Annotated in this window: 14 protein-coding genes and 2 pseudogenes; 9 read left to right on the top strand and 7 right to left on the bottom strand. The window is 72.4% G+C overall.

All coding sequences use genetic code 11. The annotated features are described in order from the left end of the window. Window positions 1–156: 156 nt before the first annotated feature. The gene (locus ACFXI4_RS32920; RefSeq protein WP_384997761.1) at window positions 157–1,032 is read right to left on the bottom strand and encodes an undecaprenyl-diphosphate phosphatase; all 876 of its coding nucleotides are present in this window, start codon (window positions 1,030–1,032) and stop codon (window positions 157–159) included. A gap of 280 nt (window positions 1,033–1,312) precedes the next feature. On the opposite strand from ACFXI4_RS32920, the gene ACFXI4_RS32915 reads away from it, so the two are divergent. The 4 genes from ACFXI4_RS32915 (at window position 1,313) to ACFXI4_RS32900 (ending at window position 5,473) form a co-directional block, all read left to right on the top strand. After that, on the top strand, window positions 1,313–2,479 hold the full coding sequence (locus ACFXI4_RS32915; RefSeq protein ID WP_384997759.1) for a Gfo/Idh/MocA family protein: 1,167 nt from the start codon (window positions 1,313–1,315) through the stop codon (window positions 2,477–2,479). Further along, entirely contained in the window at window positions 2,476–3,405 is a 930-nt protein-coding gene (locus tag ACFXI4_RS32910; protein WP_384997757.1) for a PmoA family protein, read from the top strand. The genes ACFXI4_RS32915 and ACFXI4_RS32910 overlap by 4 nt, the downstream gene beginning before the upstream one ends. Beyond that, window positions 3,399–4,127, top strand: a complete 729-nt coding sequence (locus ACFXI4_RS32905) for a cupin domain-containing protein (protein WP_384997755.1) — start codon at window positions 3,399–3,401, stop codon at window positions 4,125–4,127. Before ACFXI4_RS32910 ends, ACFXI4_RS32905 begins: the two co-directional genes overlap by 7 nt. A 173-nt stretch (window positions 4,128–4,300) precedes the next feature. After that, window positions 4,301–5,473: a thiolase family protein gene (locus tag ACFXI4_RS32900; RefSeq protein ID WP_384997753.1), complete on the top strand. Its 1,173-nt coding sequence runs from the start codon at window positions 4,301–4,303 to the stop codon at window positions 5,471–5,473. A gap of 350 nt (window positions 5,474–5,823) precedes the next feature. Here ACFXI4_RS32900 and ACFXI4_RS32895 read toward each other — a convergent pair whose 3' ends face one another. Continuing rightward, window positions 5,824–6,585: a TVP38/TMEM64 family protein gene (locus tag ACFXI4_RS32895; protein WP_384997751.1), complete on the bottom strand. Its 762-nt coding sequence runs from the start codon at window positions 6,583–6,585 to the stop codon at window positions 5,824–5,826. 333 nt (window positions 6,586–6,918) lie between these two features. Between ACFXI4_RS32895 and tuf the strand changes: the two genes are divergently transcribed. Then, entirely contained in the window at window positions 6,919–8,097 is a 1,179-nt protein-coding gene (tuf, locus tag ACFXI4_RS32890) for an elongation factor Tu (protein ID WP_384997749.1), read from the top strand. 46 nt (window positions 8,098–8,143) lie between these two features. Then, window positions 8,144–8,989 carry a spermidine synthase gene (locus ACFXI4_RS32885; RefSeq protein ID WP_384997747.1) on the top strand — a complete coding sequence of 282 codons (846 nt, stop codon included), beginning with the start codon at window positions 8,144–8,146 and terminating at the stop codon, window positions 8,987–8,989. On the opposite strand, the gene ACFXI4_RS32880 is transcribed toward ACFXI4_RS32885, so the two are convergent. Next, a complete protein-coding gene (locus tag ACFXI4_RS32880; protein WP_384997745.1) occupies window positions 8,951–10,255 on the bottom strand; it encodes an MFS transporter in 1,305 nt (434 codons plus the stop codon). The genes ACFXI4_RS32885 and ACFXI4_RS32880 overlap by 39 nt on opposite strands. A 69-nt stretch (window positions 10,256–10,324) precedes the next feature. After that, window positions 10,325–11,329: a hypothetical protein gene (locus ACFXI4_RS32875; RefSeq protein WP_384997743.1), complete on the bottom strand. Its 1,005-nt coding sequence runs from the start codon at window positions 11,327–11,329 to the stop codon at window positions 10,325–10,327. A gap of 156 nt (window positions 11,330–11,485) precedes the next feature. On the opposite strand from ACFXI4_RS32875, the gene ACFXI4_RS32870 reads away from it, so the two are divergent. Further along, on the top strand, window positions 11,486–11,923 hold the full coding sequence (locus tag ACFXI4_RS32870) for a DUF4442 domain-containing protein (RefSeq protein ID WP_384997768.1): 438 nt from the start codon (window positions 11,486–11,488) through the stop codon (window positions 11,921–11,923). Between the two features lie 143 nt (window positions 11,924–12,066). Here the strand turns inward: ACFXI4_RS32870 and ACFXI4_RS32865 are convergent. Both ACFXI4_RS32865 and ACFXI4_RS32860 read right to left on the bottom strand, forming a co-directional pair. Next, a pseudogene (locus ACFXI4_RS32865) lies at window positions 12,067–12,549 on the bottom strand (alpha/beta fold hydrolase); the annotation flags it as partial. Window positions 12,550–12,669: 120 nt separating this feature from the next. After that, window positions 12,670–13,518 carry an alpha/beta hydrolase gene (locus ACFXI4_RS32860; RefSeq protein ID WP_384997741.1) on the bottom strand — a complete coding sequence of 283 codons (849 nt, stop codon included), beginning with the start codon at window positions 13,516–13,518 and terminating at the stop codon, window positions 12,670–12,672. A 118-nt stretch (window positions 13,519–13,636) separates the two neighbouring features. On the opposite strand from ACFXI4_RS32860, the gene ACFXI4_RS32855 reads away from it, so the two are divergent. Further along, window positions 13,637–13,999, top strand: coding sequence for a hypothetical protein (locus ACFXI4_RS32855; RefSeq protein WP_384997739.1), 363 nt, complete (start codon window positions 13,637–13,639; stop codon window positions 13,997–13,999). Between the two features lie 207 nt (window positions 14,000–14,206). Here the strand turns inward: ACFXI4_RS32855 and ACFXI4_RS32850 are convergent. Continuing rightward, window positions 14,207–15,094, bottom strand: a pseudogene (locus ACFXI4_RS32850) (UTP--glucose-1-phosphate uridylyltransferase). Window positions 15,095–15,509: 415 nt separating this feature from the next. Between ACFXI4_RS32850 and ACFXI4_RS32845 the strand changes: the two are divergent. Further along, a complete protein-coding gene (locus ACFXI4_RS32845) occupies window positions 15,510–17,360 on the top strand; it encodes an RICIN domain-containing protein (protein WP_384997737.1) in 1,851 nt (616 codons plus the stop codon). Window positions 17,361–17,387: the final 27 nt, after the last annotated feature.

Below are 17,387 nucleotides of genomic sequence, written 5' to 3'. Positions count from 1 at the left end.
TCCGGTCTCGGTCAGGGGTGCATTACGGTGGGACACGAGGGCCTTTCGGTCAGGTGTAGACGTCGCAATCCACACCGAGCCAGAAGGCCCTCACCTATTTCAAGATCAGTCAGCCGTGAGCCCTGTCACCGTCCACAACCTCCCGGGACAGAACACCTAGCCCGCCGACTCCGCCGCGTGCGGGCTGAGCACGTCCGCCGAGACCAGGGCGATGATCACGACCCCGAGGGCGATGCGGTACCAGACGAACGGCATGAAGCTCTTGTTGGAGATCCACTTCATGAACCACGCGATGACCGCGTATCCGGAGGCGAACGCGATCACGGTGGCGAACAGGGTCGGCCCCCAGGCCACATGGCCCTCGCTCACCGAGTCCTTGACCTCGAAGGCGCCGGAGGCCAGCACCGCCGGGATGGCGAGCAGGAAGGAGTAGCGGGCCGCCGCCTCGCGCCGGTACCCCATGAACAGGCCGCCGCTGATGGTGGCGCCGGAACGGGAGACGCCGGGGATCAGGGCGCAGGCCTGGCAGAGTCCGTAGACCAGGCCGTCCTTCACGCTCAGGTTCTCCAGCGTCTTGCGCTGCTTCGGTGCCCGGTGCCGGCCACCCGTCTCGTCACGGGCGGCCAGCCGGTCGGCGACGCCGATGACGACGCCCACGACGATGAGCATGGTCGCGGTGATCCGCAGGTCGCGGAACGGGCCCTCGATCTGGTCCTTGAGCGTCACACCCAGCAGGCCGATCGGAATCGAACCGACGATCACCAGCCAGCCCATCTTGGCGTCGTGGTCGCGTCGCATCGTCTTGTCGAACAGCGACCTGAACCAGGCCGAGACGATTCGCCCGATGTCCTTGCGGAAATAGATGAGGACCGCGGTCTCCGTGCCGATCTGGGTGATCGCCGTGAAGGCCGCGCCCGGGTCCTTCCAGCCGGAGAAGGCCGCGGTCAGCCGCAGATGCGCACTGGAGGAGACGGGCAGGAACTCGGTCAGCCCCTGGACGAGTCCGAGGATCAGCGATTCAAACCAAGACATGAAGGTACGGCGTCCCAGGGGTGAGAGAGCGGCTGGCGGGCGCGCGGGCGCGCGTGATCATCCGTGTGCAACGGCAGCGTAGCGGGCGGCGACGACAGCGTGGACACAGGGGTTCGGCGGGTGACAGGGGCGACGGGGTGTTGACCGGCCCGGGCACCGACGCTTACGTTTCCCCAGGAGAAAGCGCTTGCTCCTGCACATCGGGGTGCGGGTGCGGCGCACGTCGGGCGACGGTTCGCGCCCATCGCCGGTCCCGCCCCGAGGAGTGCTGATCACGTCCATGCCCCGCACGCCCCATGCCCCCCTTCCTGGAGCCCCCTTCGCCGGCCGCCGTATCCGGGCCGCCGTCGTCGGCGCCGGTGCCATCGGACGCGGTTCGCACCTGCCCGCGCTCGCCCGGCTGGCCGCGGAGGGCGAGACCGAGGTCGTCGCCGCCGTTGACATCGATGCCATGGCCGTCGAGGCCTTCCGCGCCGAGGCCGGCATCCCGCACGCCTACACCGACCTGGACCGGATGCTCGCCGAGCAGCGGCCCGACCTGGTCACCATCGGCACCCCGCCGACCCTGCACCGGGACCAGACGGTGGCCGCGCTGCGGGCGGGTGCCTGGGTGTGGTGCGAGAAGCCGCCGGTGCCGTCACTCGCCGACTTCGACGCGATCGAGGCGGCGGAGGGTGCCGACGGCGGCCCGTACGCCTCGATCGTCTTCCAGCACCGGTTCGGCTCCGCCGCCACCCATGTGCGCCGGCTGCTGGCGCAGGGGGCGCTGGGCCGTCCGCTGGTCGCCCACTGCCAGACCACCTGGTACCGGGACACCGCTTACTACGCCGTGCCCTGGCGGGGCCGCTGGGCGACCGAGGGCGGCGGTCCGGCGATGGGCCACGGCATCCACCAGATGGACCTGCTCCTCGACCTGCTGGGGCCGTGGAGCGAGGTGCGGGGCATGGCCGCCCGGCTGGTGCACGACGTGGAGACCGAGGACGTCTCCACCGCCCTGGTCCGGTTCGCGAACGGCGCTCTGGCGACCGTCGTCAACAGCGTGCTCAGCCCGGACGAGGTCAGCCGGATCCGCATCGACTGCGAGCGCGCCACCGTCGAACTGACCCACCTCTACGGCCACTCCAACGCGGACTGGCGCGTCACTGCGGCTCCGGGCGTCCCCGCAGAGGAGGCGGCGGCCTGGCGGGACTTCGGGCCGGACGTGCCCAGCTCGCACCTCGCCCAGCTGCGCGAGCTGATCGCGGCCATGCGCGCCGGGGAGCGGCCGCGGAGCAGCGGCGCGGACGGGCGCACCAGCCTGGAGCTGATCACCGCGCTCTACAGGTCGGCGTTCACCGGCACCACCGTACGTGCGGGCGAGATCGGTCCCGGTGATCCCTATTACACGGCCCTGCACGGGGACGCCCCGGGCTGGGCGCCGGGCGAGCGCGAGGAGGAGTCCGCGTGAGCGGCGAACTGCGGATCACGCACACCCACGGCGACCGGATCGCCGTGACCGAGCCGGTCGGCGGGGTGCAGCTCTTCGCCTACGTCTACCGGCCCGAGGCGGCCTGGGAGGCGCCCAAGCCCTATCTGCACCCGATCCGCACGCTCGCCGGGGACGTCGTCACCGACTACCGGCCCAACGACCACCGCTGGCACAAGGGCCTCTCGCTGACCGCCTCGCACCTGTCCGGCGCCAACCTGTGGGGCGGCAACTCCTATGTCCACGGCGAGGGTTACCTCGTCCTGCCGGAGCGGGTCGGATCGATGCGGCATGCCGGTTTCGACGAGCTGTCCTCGGCGGACGGCCGGCTGGTCGTCGCGGAGCGGCTGACCTGGCACCCGTACGAGGGGACGCTGTGGGCCGAGGAGCGGCGGCGCATCGAGGTCCCCCACGTCGACCCCGCGTCCGGTGTCTGGGCACTCACCTGGTCCAGTGCCGTCACCAACGTCCGTGACGAGCCGCTCCGGTTCGGCAGCCCGACCACCGCGGGACGCGAACAGGCGGGCTACACCGGCCTGTTCTGGCGCGGCCCGCGGGCCTTCCGGGGCGGCCGCATCATCGGCCCCGAGGGCGAGGGCCCCAAGCTGATGGGCTCCCAGTCGTCCTGGCTGGCGCTGTCCGGCGAGCACGACGGTACCGACGGCCATGCCACCGTCGTCTTCGAACACGCCCCGGAGAACGACCAGTCGGGTGCGGGCGGCACCCACCCGGCGCACTGGTTCGTGCGCAACGACCCGTTCGCCGGCATCGCCCCCTCCTGGGCCTTCCACGACGAACTCGAACTGGCCCCGGGGGACACCCTCAGGCGCCGCTACCGGGTCGTGATCGCGAACGGCGCCCGGGAACGCGCGGACATCGCCGGGTACCTGGAGGCGCATCCATGGTGAGCGGCGGGGAAACCGGGTTCGCGGGACTGCCGGGCGGGGTCGCGGTCTCGCGTCTGTGCGTGTACGACTGGCCGGCAGCCGACGGGGTGCGCGGCGGAACCCCGCACGTGCACCTGGCCTGTTCGGAGGGGTACGTGGTCACCGGCGGCCGGGGCGCGGTGCAGACGCTCACCACCTCCGGGTACCTGGTCACGCCTCTCACCCCAGGCACCGTCGCCTGGTTCACGCCGGGCACCGTGCACCGCCTCGTCAACGAGGGCGACCTGCGCATCACCGTGCTGATGCAGAACGGCGGCCTCCCGGAGGCCGGGGACGCGGTGCTGACGCTGCCGCCGCGCTGTCTGGCCGACCCGGAGACCTACGCCTCGGTGACCACCGTTCCCGCGGACGCGCCGGAAGCCGAGCGGGAGCGGATCGCCCGTGCCCGCCGTGATCTGGCCCTGGAGGGCTACCGGGCGCTGCGCGAGGCCACCGGCCCGGAGCCGCTGGCCGCCTTCCACCGGGCCGCCGCTGCCCTCGTACGGCCCCGGCTCGCCGAGTGGCGCGCCCGCTGGGAGCGCGGTGCCCGGGCCGCCGCCGCGGCCACCGGGGAGCAGCTCGACCGCCTCGAACGGGGCGATGCCGGCCACCTCGCCGACGCCGTCGTGCACGCCGAACAGCCCTATGAGGAGGGACGGTTCGGGATGTGCGGCCGACTGGACGTGTACCGGCAGGGTCAGTAGGACGCAGGGCCGCAGGGCGCGGACGGTCTCCGGACCGTCCGCGCCCTGCGGCGTGTGCGCGCCCGGACGGCGGCGCCGCTTCCTAGACGGTTGGATTTTCCTACTCACGGAGCTATGGTGAGTTCGGATTTCCTACTTACCGGTAATCGAAGACTGGCAATCGAGGTCCCCAGATGCGTGACGCAGTCATTGTCGAGGCCGTACGCACCCCCGTCGGGAAGGGCAAGCCGAACGGGTCCCTGGCGCACGTCCACCCCGTCGAACTCCTCGCCCACACCCTGCGCACGCTGGTCGAGCGCTCCGGTGTCGACCCCGCCCTGATCGACGACGTGATCGGCGGCACCGTCGACCAGGTCGGTGAGCAGGCCATGAACACCACCCGGTACGCCGTGCTCTCGGCGGGCTTCCCGGAGACCGTCCCCGCCACCACCGTCGACCGCCAGTGCGGCTCCTCCCAGCAGGCCGTGCACTTCGCGGCGCAGGGAGTCATGTCCGGGGCCTACGACGCCGTCGTGGCCTGCGGTGTCGAGTCGATGAGCCGGGTGCCGATGTGGTCCAACGTGCCGCCCGGCAAGGACCCGTTCGGTCCCGGAGTCGCCGCCCGCTACCCGGAGGGCCTGGTTCCGCAGGGCATCAGCGCCGAGCTCATCGCGGCGAAGTGGTCGATCAGCCGGGCGGAGATGGACGCGTTCGCCGTCTCCTCGCACCTCAAGGCGGCGGCCGCCTGGGACGCGGGGCTGTTCGACGCCGAGGTGGCGGGGCTGGAAGGCGTCGGCAGGGACGAGTCCGTGCGGCCCGGCACCACCGCCGAGGTCCTCGCAGGACTCAAGCCCGCCTACTACGACCCCGGGTTCGCCGAGCGATTCCCGCAGATCGACTGGAGTGTCACGGCGGGCAACGCCAGCCCGGTCAACGACGGTGCCTCCGCCGTGCTGATCATGGCCGCCGAGACCGCCGAGCGGCTCGGGCTGCGGCCGCTGGCCCGCCTGCACGCGTTCGCCGTGACCGGCTCCGATCCGCTGCTGATGCTGACCGGCGTGATCCCGGCCACCGAGAAGGTGCTGCGCAAGGCCGGGCTGGGCCTCGGCGACATCGACCTCTTCGAGGTGAACGAGGCGTTCTCCAGCGTGGTGCTCGCCTGGCAGCAGGAGACCGGGGCGGATCTGGCCAAGGTCAACGTGCACGGTGGGGCGATCGCGCTGGGGCATCCGCTGGGGGCCAGCGGGACCCGGCTGACCACCACACTGGTGCACGCGATGCGGGAGCGCGGCGCTCGCTTCGGGCTGCAGACCATGTGCGAGGCGGGCGGGCTGGCGAACGCGATGATTCTGGAGGCGCTGCGGTAGGGCCTGTCCCGTCCGGCGGATCAGGCCGGGGGAAGTCGACTGTGCCTCGTCAGCGCCGGTGCGCGGGGTCTGGTGCGGCCGGCTGCAAGGCGGAGGAGGGCGGCAGCGCGGTGGGGGCACCTTCCGGCCGGCTGGGGGACGTCGAGAGCCGACGACAACCCCGCTGGGGTCCCCCTGCGGGGTCCTCCTCGGGGAAGGGCGTGACGGGCCCCGTGCCCGCGGCGTGATCCGCCGGACAGGCCCTGGGGCCGGGCGCCTTCCGGGACGGGTACCGCGCCGTCTCGCGAGTGCGGCCTCGTCGTGGCTCGTCGCGCCGCTCCCGCGCCCCCGCGCCCCTTTCGGGGCGCGGCCTATCCGGCGCGTAGGTGGTGGCGCTTGCGCCAGGCCACCACCGCGCCCGCCAGGGCCGGGACCACGATCGCGGCCACCGAGATCAGGAAGACCGGGGACGTCGGGGTCGAGGCCCGGGCGCCGGCCACCACGTACGCGGCGACGTTCGGGATCGAGCCCAGCCCCGTCGCCAGCAGGAACGGCGCGTAGCGCATCCGGGAGACGGACGCCGCGTAGTTCGCGGCCCAGAAGGGGACGCCGGGGAACAGCCGTACCGCCAGCATCGAGCGGAAGCCGTGCTTGCTGAACTGGTTGTCCGCGGCGTTCAGCAGCCGGCCGCGCAGCAGCGGGCGCAGCGCGTCCTGGCCGAGGAGGCGGCCGAGCGCGAAGGAGATCCAGGCCCCGAGCAGGGTGCCCGCCATGGCCGCGCCCATGCCCAGCGCCGAGCCGAACAGCGCGCCGGCCGCGAGGTTCAGGAACGGCCGTGGCACGAACGCCACCGTGATCAGGCCGTACACCACGGCGAAGACCACCACCGCGGTGGTGCCCTCGACCTGGGGCGGCCAGCCCTGCGTCAGCAGCTTCTGCGGCTCGAAGAGCAGCACCGACGACCCGGCCGCCGCCAGCAGGGCGACGAGCAGGGCCAGCCGGGACCACGGCGACAGCAGCACTCTTGTGCAGCGGGCGGCAAAGCTCACCGGACCGGACACGACAATGGTCAGCTCCTTGGCGGCGGCCGGGGGATCGGCCGTGGCGGTGCCAGAGCGGTTGGCATCGAGCATTCGGTGACAGTAGCCGAAGCAGATGTGTGATCGCCGTACGGTCCCTGTCCATTGGGCGAAACCGGTACCACGGAAAACCGTTCGACGTGCGGCGACGCATCGGCAATGATCTGCGTCATGTTCCGGTACGCCTTCCTCCTCGCAGCATCCGCAACCGCGGATGCGCCGAAGGCTGCCGTGCCCGTTGTGGCGGCCGCTGCAGACGGCGCCCGAAGCTGACCCTCCCCGGAACGTCCGGCGGACCCCGCAGGGGGAGGGTCGGCGGTCCTTGGGGGTCCCCGCGTCCCGCGCTGACGAGACGCTCCACCGCAGTTCAGGCTTCGAGGTAGCGCCATGCCCAAGACGGCATACGTCCGCACCAAACCGCATCTCAACATCGGCACGATGGGTCACGTCGACCACGGCAAGACGACCCTGACCGCCGCCATCACCAAGGTCCTCGCCGAGCGCGGCAGCGGCAGCAATACCCAATACGTTTCGTTCGACCGCATCGACCGGGCCCCGGAGGAGGCCGCCCGCGGCATCACCATCAACATCGCGCACGTCGAGTACGAGACAGACACCCGGCATTACGCCCACGTGGACATGCCGGGCCATGCCGACTACGTCAAGAACATGGTCACCGGTGCCGCCCAGCTGGACGGCGCGATCCTGGTGGTCTCCGCGCTCGACGGGATCATGCCGCAGACCGCCGAACACGTGCTGCTCGCGCGGCAGGTGGGCGTCGACCACATCGTGGTCGCGCTCAACAAGGCCGACGCGGGCGACGAGGAGCTCACCGACCTCGTCGAGCTGGAGGTCCGTGAACTCCTCACCGCGCAGGGGTACGGCGGCGACTCCGTGCCCGTCGTACGGGTCTCCGGGCTCAAGGCCCTGGAGGGGGACCCGCGGTGGACGGCGTCCATCGAGGCGCTGCTCGACGCGGTGGACACGTACGTGCCGATGCCCGAGCGGTATCTGGACGCGCCGTTCCTGCTGCCGGTGGAGAACGTGCTCACCATCACCGGGCGCGGAACCGTCGTGACCGGTGCCGTGGAGCGGGGGACCGTACGGGTCGGCGACCGGATCGAGGTCCTCGGCGCGGACGTCGAGACCGTCGTCACCGGCCTGGAGACCTTCGGGAAGCCGATGGACGAGGCGCAGGCCGGCGACAACGTGGCGCTGCTGCTGCGCGGCGTTGCGCGGGACGCGGTGCGACGCGGGCACGTGGTGGCGGCGCCGGGGAGTGTGGTGCCGGCGCGGCGGTTCTCGGCAAGGGTGTACGTGCTCTCGGGGCGCGAAGGGGGCCGTACGACCCCTGTCTCGACGGGGTACCGCCCGCAGTTCTACATCCGCACGGCGGACGTGGTCGGGGACGTCGACCTCGGTGAGGCGGCGGTCGCCCGGCCCGGCGACACCGTGGAGATGACGGTGGAGCTGGGGCGGGAGGTCCCGCTGGAGGCCGGACTCGGGTTCGCCATCCGCGAGGGCGGCAGGACGGTGGGGGCGGGGACCGTGACCTCGGTGGAGTGAGGTCACGAGCGCCCCCGGGCGGGCACGGGCACCGCACAATGGAGGGGTGAACGAAGCCATACCCGTCGTCCGGGTCACCGATCACGGCACCGCCAAGCTCATGCCCGACGTCGACCGGGAACGGGCGTGGCTGCTGACCGTCGACGGGGCGCCCCAGTCGTACGTCGATCTCGACGAACCGACGCATCTGGAGTTCGAGTACACCCGGCGGCTCGGGTTCGTGCTGGATGCCGTGGCGGAGACCGGGGCGCCCCTGGACGTGCTGCATCTCGGCGGGGGCGCCCTCACCCTGCCCCGGTACGTGGCGGCGACCCGGCCCGGGTCCCGGCAGGACGTCGTGGACGCCGACCGGGGGCTGCTCGACCTGGTCACCGAGCAGCTGCCGCTGCCCGACCACGCCGGGATCGCCCTGCACGCCGCCGACGCCCGGGGCTGGCTGCAGGGCGCTCCCGGTGACTCGGCCGACGTGCTGATCGCCGACGTCTTCGGGGGGTCCCGGATCCCCGCGCATCTGACCTCGCTGGGCTACGCGCGGGAGGCCCGGCGGGTGCTGCGCGAGGACGGCGTCTACCTGGCCAACCTCGCGGACTCCGCGCCCTTCGACTTCCTGCGTTCCCAACTCGCCACGTTCGCCACCGTGTTCGAGGAGCTGGCGGTCATCGCGGAGCCGGGGGTGCTGCGCGGGCGGCGGTTCGGGAACGCGGTGCTCATCGCCTCGCACCGGCCCGTCGACATGACAGGGCCGGCCCGGCGCACGGCCGCCGACGCCTTTCCGGCGCGCGTCGAACACGGGCCCGCGCTGCGGCGGTTCATCGGCGGTGCCGCACCGGTCGGCGACGCGGACGCGGTGCCGTCACCCGAGCCCCCCGGCGGCGCGTTCGGCATCGGATGACGCCGGCAGCGGCTGGGCGGTGACGGAGACCGTGCGGCGGGTGAGACGGCGGACGTCCGGCACCAGCAGCACCGCGGCGGTGACGGCGACGATCAGGCCGGAGCACCCCCACAGCGCCGGACTCCGGCCGAAGGCGTCCTCCGCCGGGCCCGCCAGCGCGGTCGCCAGCGGCAGCAGGGAGACGGAGCCGAACCAGTCGTACGCCGAGACCCGGGACAGCTTGTCCTCGGGGATCTCCTGGTGCAGCACGGTCATCCAGGAGACGCCGAAGACCTCGACCATGGTCCCGGAGACGAACATCACCCCGTAGAGGATCCCCACCGGGACGGGCACCGCCAGCGCCGCCGAGGGCAGGGCCAGCGGGAAGATGCAGAGAGTGCCGGCGAACAGCGGCCGGCGGGGTTTCCACCGGGTCATCAGCAGGGCGCCGGCCACCGTGCCCGCGCCGAAGGCGCCCAGCGCCAGCCCCCACGGGCCGGGTCCGCCCAGGCTGTCGCGGGCGACGAGCGGCCCGTAGACCGCGTCGGCCGCACCGACCACCGCGTTCGCGATCGAGAACTGGACGACGATGCCCCACAGCCAGGGGCGCCCCTTGACCTCCCGCCAGCCCTCCCGGAGGTCGGCCAGCAGCCCCTCCCCGGGGGCACGCGGCGGGATGTGGCTGACGTCGAGGAACGACCGCAGCGCCGCGGCTACGGCGAACGCGGCCGCGTCCACCGCCAGAACCCAGCCCGGGCCCACCGCGGCCACCAGCGCCCCGCCGAGGGCCGCCCCGCCCAGGGCCGCGCCCTGCATCGCGATCCGGAAAACGGCGAAGGCGCGGCCCGCCTGCTCCCCGCTCACCGAGGACATCAGCATGCCCTCGGCCGCCGGGCTGAAGAAGGCCTGGCCGGTGCCGCCCAGCGCCGTGAGCAGCATCATCTGCCACAGACGGGGGTCGCCGGCGAGCACCAGGACGGCGAAGGCGCCCTGGGAGAGGAAGTTGAGGGCGTTGGCCGCGACCATCACCCGGTGGCGGGGGAACCGGTCCGCCACCGCGCCGCCGATGAGCAGGAAGAGCACCAGCGGAAGGGTCCGGGCGGCGGCCACCAGGCCGACGTCCCCGCCGTCGCCGCCCGCGTCCAGGACCGCGAAGGCGGCGGCGATCAGCGAGCCGCCCGCGCCGAGGCTCGTCACGACCGCCGCCGCGGTCAGCAGACTGTAGTTGCGGCCCGCCCAGCCGGGTCTGCGCGGGCCGGCGGGGAAGGCGGGGGCGTCGGAGGTCACCGTCTGACTATCCCCGCCGACCGTCCGGCCTGCCAAACCGATAAGCGGTCGGCCGACCCTCTGACCAGGTCAGTTCGCGGTCGGTGTGCCGTGCAGCCGGACCGTGCTGAGGATCTTCATGATCGTCTCCGTGGGGACCTCGCCCTTGACGCCCTTGGCGCCGTAGAAGTCCCAGGACACCAGGTCGCCGGCCGAGTTCTCGAAGCCGAACGTGATCGCCTTGCCGTCGCTCGCGCACTTGCCCTTCTGCGGGGTGTTCGCCGAACGAGCCCAGGCGTAGGCGCCCTTGAGACCGGACGCGGTGGTGTAGGCGGTGGCCTTCTCGTCGTAGGCGAGGCTCTTCTTGTCCGGTTGCGTGTAGCCGCCGTACACCCACCAGGGGACTTCCCGGACGGCCGCGTCGCCGCCACTCTTCGCGCCGCTCTCGCCCTTGGTGCCGACCCCAGCGAGAGAGGTGTCCTCGGTCCTGCCGTCCTTGTCGTCGTCGCTCGTGCACCACCTCGACTTGTACTGGGCGGCCCCCGACATGGTGATGATCGGCTTGCCGTCCTTGTCCTCGAAGCCGATGGACGTACCGGGGGTGAGCACCTCCCAGTCGGCCGGCACGTCGAAGGCCGTGCCCCACTTCGGGTTCACCACGGTCTTCCAGCCCGCGACCGTCGGCTTCTCGGTCTCGTCACCGCGCGGGTCGTCGTCCGCCGAGGCGGAGGCGGAGACGGTCGGCGACGGTGCCGGCGACTGGGATGTCCGCTGGTCCTTGCCGTTGTCCGCCTTGTCGTCCTTCTTGCCCCCGAGCACCAGGAACCCGGTCACCCCGGCCGCCACCACGACGGCCGTGGCCGCGATGACCGCGACCAGCTTCGTCCGGTTGCCGCCGCCCCCGCCCTGCGGTGGCCGTGGCCCGCCGGCCTGTCCCGGCTGACCCCACGGCGGCTGCTGCCCGTACCCGCCCGGCGGCGGATACTGCTGGTAGCCGGGTTGCTGGTACGGATTCGGCTGCTGGTAACCCGGTTGCTGGTACGGGTTGTTCCGCGGGTTCTGCTCGCCCCCTGGCGGCTGCTGTTCTGGCCACATGGCCCGTAACCCTAGTGCCGCCCGGGACGTCCTACATCCCTGGTACCCGCGCACGCCGGGCCCGCGGGCCGCCGCCGGGAGGACTGTGATCTGCGCACCGGCACTGTTCAGACTCTGCTACCCATGAGTAACATTGCCGTCATGAGCACTGACCAGATGTCGATCGGCGAGATGCTCGCCGCCACGGTCCCGATGGTGCGGACCCTCAACCTGGAGTACCTGGAGACCACTCCGGAGCGGGCCGTGCTGTCCCTGCCGGACCAGGGTGACTTCCACAACCACATCGGCGGACCGCACGCGGGCGCGATGTTCACCCTCGCCGAGTCGGCGAGCGGCGCGATCGTCCTCGCCGCCTTCGGCGGCCAGCTCTCACGCGCCGTGCCGCTCGCCGTCCGCGCCGAGATCGCGTACAAGAAGGTGGCTCTGGGCCCGGTCAGGGCGACCGCGACCCTGGGCCGCCCGATCGCCGACGTCGTCGCCGAACTCGACGCGGGCAAGCGCCCCGAGTTCCCGGTCGCCGTCACTCTCACCCGCGAGGACGGCGCGGTCACCGGCGAGATGACGGTGATCTGGACGCTGCGCCTGAACGGCTGAGCGGTCGGCGACGCTCACGTCGGCCGGGACCGGGGCCGAGCGGCAGGCAGGCCCGCCGTCGACGCCGCCGTCCGAGCGGCTTCGGCAGCGCCGAAGGGGCCGGCCTGCCTGCGGATTCGGCGCCGCCGTACCGCCGGCTGCTCCTCGATGAGGGCCAGGATGCCCGGGTTGAGGACCTCCGGGTGTGTCGACAGCATGCCGTGGGGGTAGCCGTCGTAGCTCTTGAGCCGCCCGTGCCGTGCGTGACGAGCGCCGGGACCTCGATCCTCTTGAGGTCCTCGGTGAAGTCGGTCTCGGAGAAGGTCTCGACGCACTCGTAGTGCGCGTTGGCGGCGCCGGTCATGCCCTGGAGCCACCAGCGGCCGATCAGGGCCTGCGACTTCTCGACGGACAGGCCCTCGGAGTTGCTCTCCTTCTCGATCACGACCGGCGGGCCGAGCCGGGACGAGGATGCCCTTGGCCACCCGCCCCGGCTCGGCCCGCGTGACGTAGCGGGCGACCTCTACGCCGCCCGTGGAGTGGCCGATGTGCACCGCTTCCTTCAGGTCGAGGGCGTCGGTGAGCGCGACGACGTCAGCCGCGCAGGTGTCCATGTCCTGACCGGTGGCGGTCTGGCTCGAACGGCCTGTCCTTACGCGAGGCCGCCCTGACCGGCGGGATCGAACGGACCGGACGGTCCCGGGCAGGTGCGGATTCCGCGGCCGAAGGCCCGCCGCCGGTTCCAGACGCGTCGGTCGCCTGCCGCCTCATCGCACGGACGAGGCCGCCGACTGGATCACTTTCGTCACGGCCGCCGGGTCCGACACGAGCGTGAGGTGCGAACCGCCGTTGTAGACGGTCACGTTGGCCTTCGCGCGGCGCGCCATCATCTTCTCCGAGCTGGGCGTGATGATCTGGTCGCCGGTGCTGATGAAGTACCAGGAGGGGATCGTCTTCCACGCCTGGTACTTGGAGGGGGTCTTGAAGGCCACCGTGGTCGCGGCGCGCTGGGTGGCCCACAGGCCGACCGCCTGGTCGTGCGGCACACTGCTCGCGAACTTCGTGACGAACACGTTCTCCTTGAGGTACAGCGCGGACGCCTTGGACGGTGCGTTCGCGTAGGGCACGGCGTCGTACAGGTCGGACGGCGATCCCTTGGTCAGGACGGACGTCGGACCGCTGAGCTGCGCCGTGGTCTCCCCGACCGCCGGCGCGGCGGCGTCGACGTAGACGAGTGCCTTGACGTTGGCGACTCCCTGTGCGGCGTTGGTGATCACCGATCCACCGTAGGAGTGCCCGGCCAGGACGATCGGACCCTTGATGGTCTTGAGGAAGTCCTTGACCGTCTGCGCGTCGGTCGTCAGGTTCTCCAGCGGGTTGCCGATGGCCCGCACCGTGTAGCCCGCGCGGCGCAGGAGCGTGACCTCGCCGTTCCAACTCGACGTGTCCGCCCATGCGCCGTGCACGAGGACGATCGTGGGTTTCGTCTGCCGGCCGGCTGTCTGCCCGGTGCTCGCCGCACCGCCTGGCGGGGCCGCGGCTGCCACGCCGGTGACGGCCATCGTGACGGCCGTCAGAGTCATCGAGAGATTCCGCCGCCATGCGGTGGACGCCATCGGAAGCCTCCCTAGTTCCAGCTTCTCCGGAGGGAACGCGTTCCGACAGGAAGGAAGGACCGGTCCAGGACGGCAGAGGGAGCCCGCTGCACCGGTGAACACGTCCCCGGCTCTCCACATGACGGTAGCCCCATGCCGCCGCGTCAGCACCTGGGCCCGGAACGGCCAGGCCGGAGCGCCGGAGCGGGGCTTCCTCGGATCAGCTGCCCGGTGGCTGGTCGCGCTGGTCGCGAAGGGCTGCCGGTCGGCGTCACAGGATCTCGACGAGCCGGGGGCCGGTCGCCGTGGCGCCCTGGCGGATGCGGCCGCTCAGGTGGTGGAGGACCTCGGCGCGGTGCGCCGCCGGACCGTGGCCGCGGTCGGTGTCCGGCACGCCGAGGCCCGAGACGCCGAGGTGTGCGTGTCCGTGGACGTGGCCTGGGCGAAGCCGTCCGCGGTACCGGTCGCGGCGCCCTCCTTCAGGACCGGGTCATGGGGATGACTCCGGTGAGGAGGGGCGGTTCGCCGGACCCGGGGTTGCCGAAGACGGCCCCGACCGCCCGCGGGGTGCGGGACGACGACGCCGTGATCGCGTCGCGCCGGGCGGTCCGGCACACCGGCACGGCCTCGTCCGCACCGGCCCGGGCCCGGCGGCCCGGCGCTTCGGCCGGTCCCGGCGGCGGTGCGGCCCCCCTCTCGTGTGGCTCGCTCAGGCGCCCCGGCCGGAGCGGCGTGCGATCTCCTCGGCTGCCAGGTCCGCCACGAACTCTCAGCCATGCGGTGAACTCGGGCCCCAGATCCGGCCGTTCGCAGGCGAGCCGGACCACCGTGCGCAGATAGTCGGCCAGGTCGCCGGTGTCGCAGCGTCGTCCGTCGAAGACCACCCCGCGCACCGTGCCGGCCGCCGCGAGTTCCAGGAGCGCGTCGGTCAACTGGATCTCGCCGCCCCGGCCGGGCCCGGTTCGCTCCAGGAGGCCGAACACCCCGGGGCCGAGGACGTAGCGGCCGATGACCGCGTACGTGCTCGGCGCGTTCTCGGGGGACGGCTTCTCCACCAGGCCGGTCACCCGCACCACGCCCTCCTCGCCGGTGTGCTCGACGGCGGCGCAGCCGTAGAGGTGGACCTGTCACGGGTCGACCGGGTCTCGCGCGCGTCGATGAGGTCGTCACCGAGGAGCACCGCGAACGGCTGGTCGCCCACGTGGTGCTGGGCGCGCGGCACCGCGTGGCCGAGGCCGGGCGGTCGCCCTGGCGGATGTGGTGGATGTCGGCGAGCAGCGCGGGATCGCGTACCGCGTCCAGGCGTAGGGTGTCGCCCCTGGCGGCGAGCGCCTCCTCCACCTCGAAGGCGTTGTCGAAGCGGTCCTCGATGGCCCGCTCGTGCCGGCCGGTGACCCTGAGGATGTCGTCTAGCCCGGCCTGGGCGGCCTCCTCGACGACGTACTGGATCGCCGGCTTGTCGACGCGACCGGCAGCATCTCCTTCGGGGTCGCCTTGGTGGCGGGCAGGAAACGGGTGCCGGTCCGGCGGCCGGTACGACGGCCCTGCGAGCCGGCCGGGAGGACATGGTGGCGGGGGAGGCGTGGGGGGCGGTCATGCGGCACATGCCGGCCCGCCGGGATGAAGAGCGGGCCCGGAGAAACGTGGGAGGCGGCCGTGGAAGGCCGTGCTCCGCCCCACGGTGGGCGAATGTGAGGGAGTTGGAGATTCCGTGCGCCATCGGGGCCGTCACGCGCACAAGGTGAACCTGTGAGCCCGCTGAATCCGACCCACTCGTCGATACCGACGGTAACTCATCTGAATTCACCGAACCCTGAACCCGGGTCACCTCCACTTCTTGTTTCCTGCGAGGCCCGTGTGCGAAGGTGAGCCTCCCCGCGGGAGGGTTCAGAGACCGGCATGGCCGTTAGGCCGGTCCTTATGGGCTCCAAAAGGTACGCACCAATCAGGCACCGCATTCCGTCAGGGCGCCATTTCGCATGCCGTCCTGCGGCTCGGAAGGAAATGGTTCAGTGCAATCCCCCTACCCCCCACGCCCGCCCTGCCCGCCTCGCCCCGGTCTGATTCCGGGGGAGTCCGACCGCGATCTCATCGCCCAGCTCACCAAAACGCCCGCGGCCAAGCACCATGCCGTCGCCCTGCTGCTCACCCGGCACTGGCGTGCCACCTGTGACTACGCGGTGGTCTGTCTCGCCTCCGCCACCCCTGTCGCCCAACTGGTCGCCAGCGCCGCCTTCGAGCGGGTGCTCGGCCGGCTGACCGGGGGCGCGGTCGGCGGCGCCCTGCGGCCGCAGCTCCTCGTGGCCGTACGGGAGACGGTCCGCGCCTGGGCCGCCGACGAAGCCATTTCCCTGGTCGTACCGGAACTGCGCAGAACCACCGGCGGCCGCGGACTCGGCGCCGTGAGGCCGGGCACCCCCGAAAGGCGGCAACTCGCGGAACGCGCTTTCCAGTCTCTTCCCGCAGCCTCGCAATGCCTCCTCTGGCATACCGAGGCAGAAGCCGAACCCATAAACATACCCGCTGGTCTGTTGGGTGTCGACGCCCCCGCCGCGACAGCCGCCCTCGCCCAGGCACGCGAACAATTCCGGGTCGGTCTGGTGCGCGCCCACCGGGAACTCGCGCCCTCGAAGGAATGCCGTTTCTACAACCGGCTCCTCGACGTCCCCATGCGCCGCGGTGGTGCTCTGCTCCCCGATGTGCAAGAGCACCTGACGGTGTGCCGGTTCTGCCGGCACGCCGCCGAACAGCTCAGCCATTTCGACGGCGGCCTGGAGGTGCTGCTCGCCGAGACCGTGCTCGGCTGGGGCGCCCGTCGCTACCTCGACGCCCGGGCCGGCCGCGACGCCGCGGAGGCCTGGCCGGCCGGCACCGGACCCGTGTCCGCCACGGTGCCCGGCGGCCGGCACCGCACGGTGTCCGAGGGTGGCCGGCGCAAGGCCCTGCTGGCCGGTGCCGGCCTGGTCTCCCTCGCGCTGCTCGCCACCGTGCTGGTGGGCAAGGGCTGGTCCGACGACGACGGTGTCCCACACCCCGGCGCCACCACCTGGGGCGCTCCCGTCACCGGCACCACCGGGTCCGGTCCCGGCCGGAAACCGCCCACCGCCACCTCCCCGTCCCCGGCCTCCGCGGGCGAGCCTGTCGAGATCGCCCACGGCAGACTGCGCAGCCTCGGCTCCGGGCTCTGCCTGGACGTGCGCGGCGGCCGGCCGCGGGACGGCGCGGACCTGCGGCTCGCCAGGTGTGCGGACACCGGGTCCCAGCAGTGGTCGTACCGGGACGACGGCATGCTGCGCAGTGTCCTGGATCCCGGCCTCTGCCTGGCCGCCGACCCCGGCGCGCACACGCTCGTGGTCTCGGGCTGCCTGGTGCACGCGGGGGAGGTGTCGTACGACCTGACGGTGCGCGGTGAGCTCCTGCTGCGCTGGGACAAGGACCTCGCGCTGGCCGCGGACGGCACGAAGGCGACCGTGGCCCGACGTGACGGATCCTTTCACCAGCGCTGGGAGCTGGCGTCTGGCGACGGCGGCGGACCGGTGACGACTGACGTCACGCACTCCGCGCCGGCAGGGCCGAAGAACGACGGGAAGAACGACGGGAAGAACGACGGGAACTCGCAGGATTCCGCGCCCCCGCCGGATCCCGCGGCGCCGCCGCAGGCGCCTGGTACTGCGCGGGAGCCGTACGGCACCCGGGTCGCGCAGGTCGGCTCCCACGACGGTTCCGCCCCGGTCGTCCCCGCCGGGCCGCAGGGGCAGCCGGAGTGCGTCGCGACGCTCGCCGGAACGGCCGACGACGTCCTGGGGTCCGAGCCGGCCACGGTGGCGGGTGTCGTGAGCGGAGTGGGGGGCCTGCTCGGTTAGCCGGTGGCAGCAGCATGCGGGGACGGT

The organism is Streptomyces sp. NPDC059224, assembly GCF_042754285.1.
GTDB lineage: Bacteria > Actinomycetota > Actinomycetes > Streptomycetales > Streptomycetaceae > Streptomyces.
Note: the sequence above shows the minus strand (reverse complement) of the source record. Positions and strands in the feature narration are given on the sequence as shown.

Bases quoted from the DNA above. Each gene is read 5' to 3' on its own strand.
- ACFXI4_RS32920 (WP_384997761.1), bottom strand. From the start codon at position 1,032: ATGTCTTGGTTTGAATCGCTGATCCTCGGACTCGTCCAGGGGCTGACC.
- ACFXI4_RS32915 (WP_384997759.1), top strand. From the start codon at position 1,313: ATGCCCCGCACGCCCCATGCCCCCCTTCCTGGAGCCCCCTTCGCCGGC.
- ACFXI4_RS32905 (WP_384997755.1), top strand. From the start codon at position 3,399: ATGGTGAGCGGCGGGGAAACCGGGTTCGCGGGACTGCCGGGCGGGGTC.
- ACFXI4_RS32900 (WP_384997753.1), top strand. From the start codon at position 4,301: ATGCGTGACGCAGTCATTGTCGAGGCCGTACGCACCCCCGTCGGGAAG.
- ACFXI4_RS32895 (WP_384997751.1), bottom strand. From the start codon at position 6,585: ATGCTCGATGCCAACCGCTCTGGCACCGCCACGGCCGATCCCCCGGCC.
- tuf (WP_384997749.1), top strand. From the start codon at position 6,919: ATGCCCAAGACGGCATACGTCCGCACCAAACCGCATCTCAACATCGGC.
- ACFXI4_RS32875 (WP_384997743.1), bottom strand. From the start codon at position 11,329: ATGTGGCCAGAACAGCAGCCGCCAGGGGGCGAGCAGAACCCGCGGAAC.
- ACFXI4_RS32870 (WP_384997768.1), top strand. From the start codon at position 11,486: ATGTCGATCGGCGAGATGCTCGCCGCCACGGTCCCGATGGTGCGGACC.
- ACFXI4_RS32860 (WP_384997741.1), bottom strand. From the start codon at position 13,518: ATGGCGTCCACCGCATGGCGGCGGAATCTCTCGATGACTCTGACGGCC.
- ACFXI4_RS32855 (WP_384997739.1), top strand. From the start codon at position 13,637: ATGACGGTAGCCCCATGCCGCCGCGTCAGCACCTGGGCCCGGAACGGC.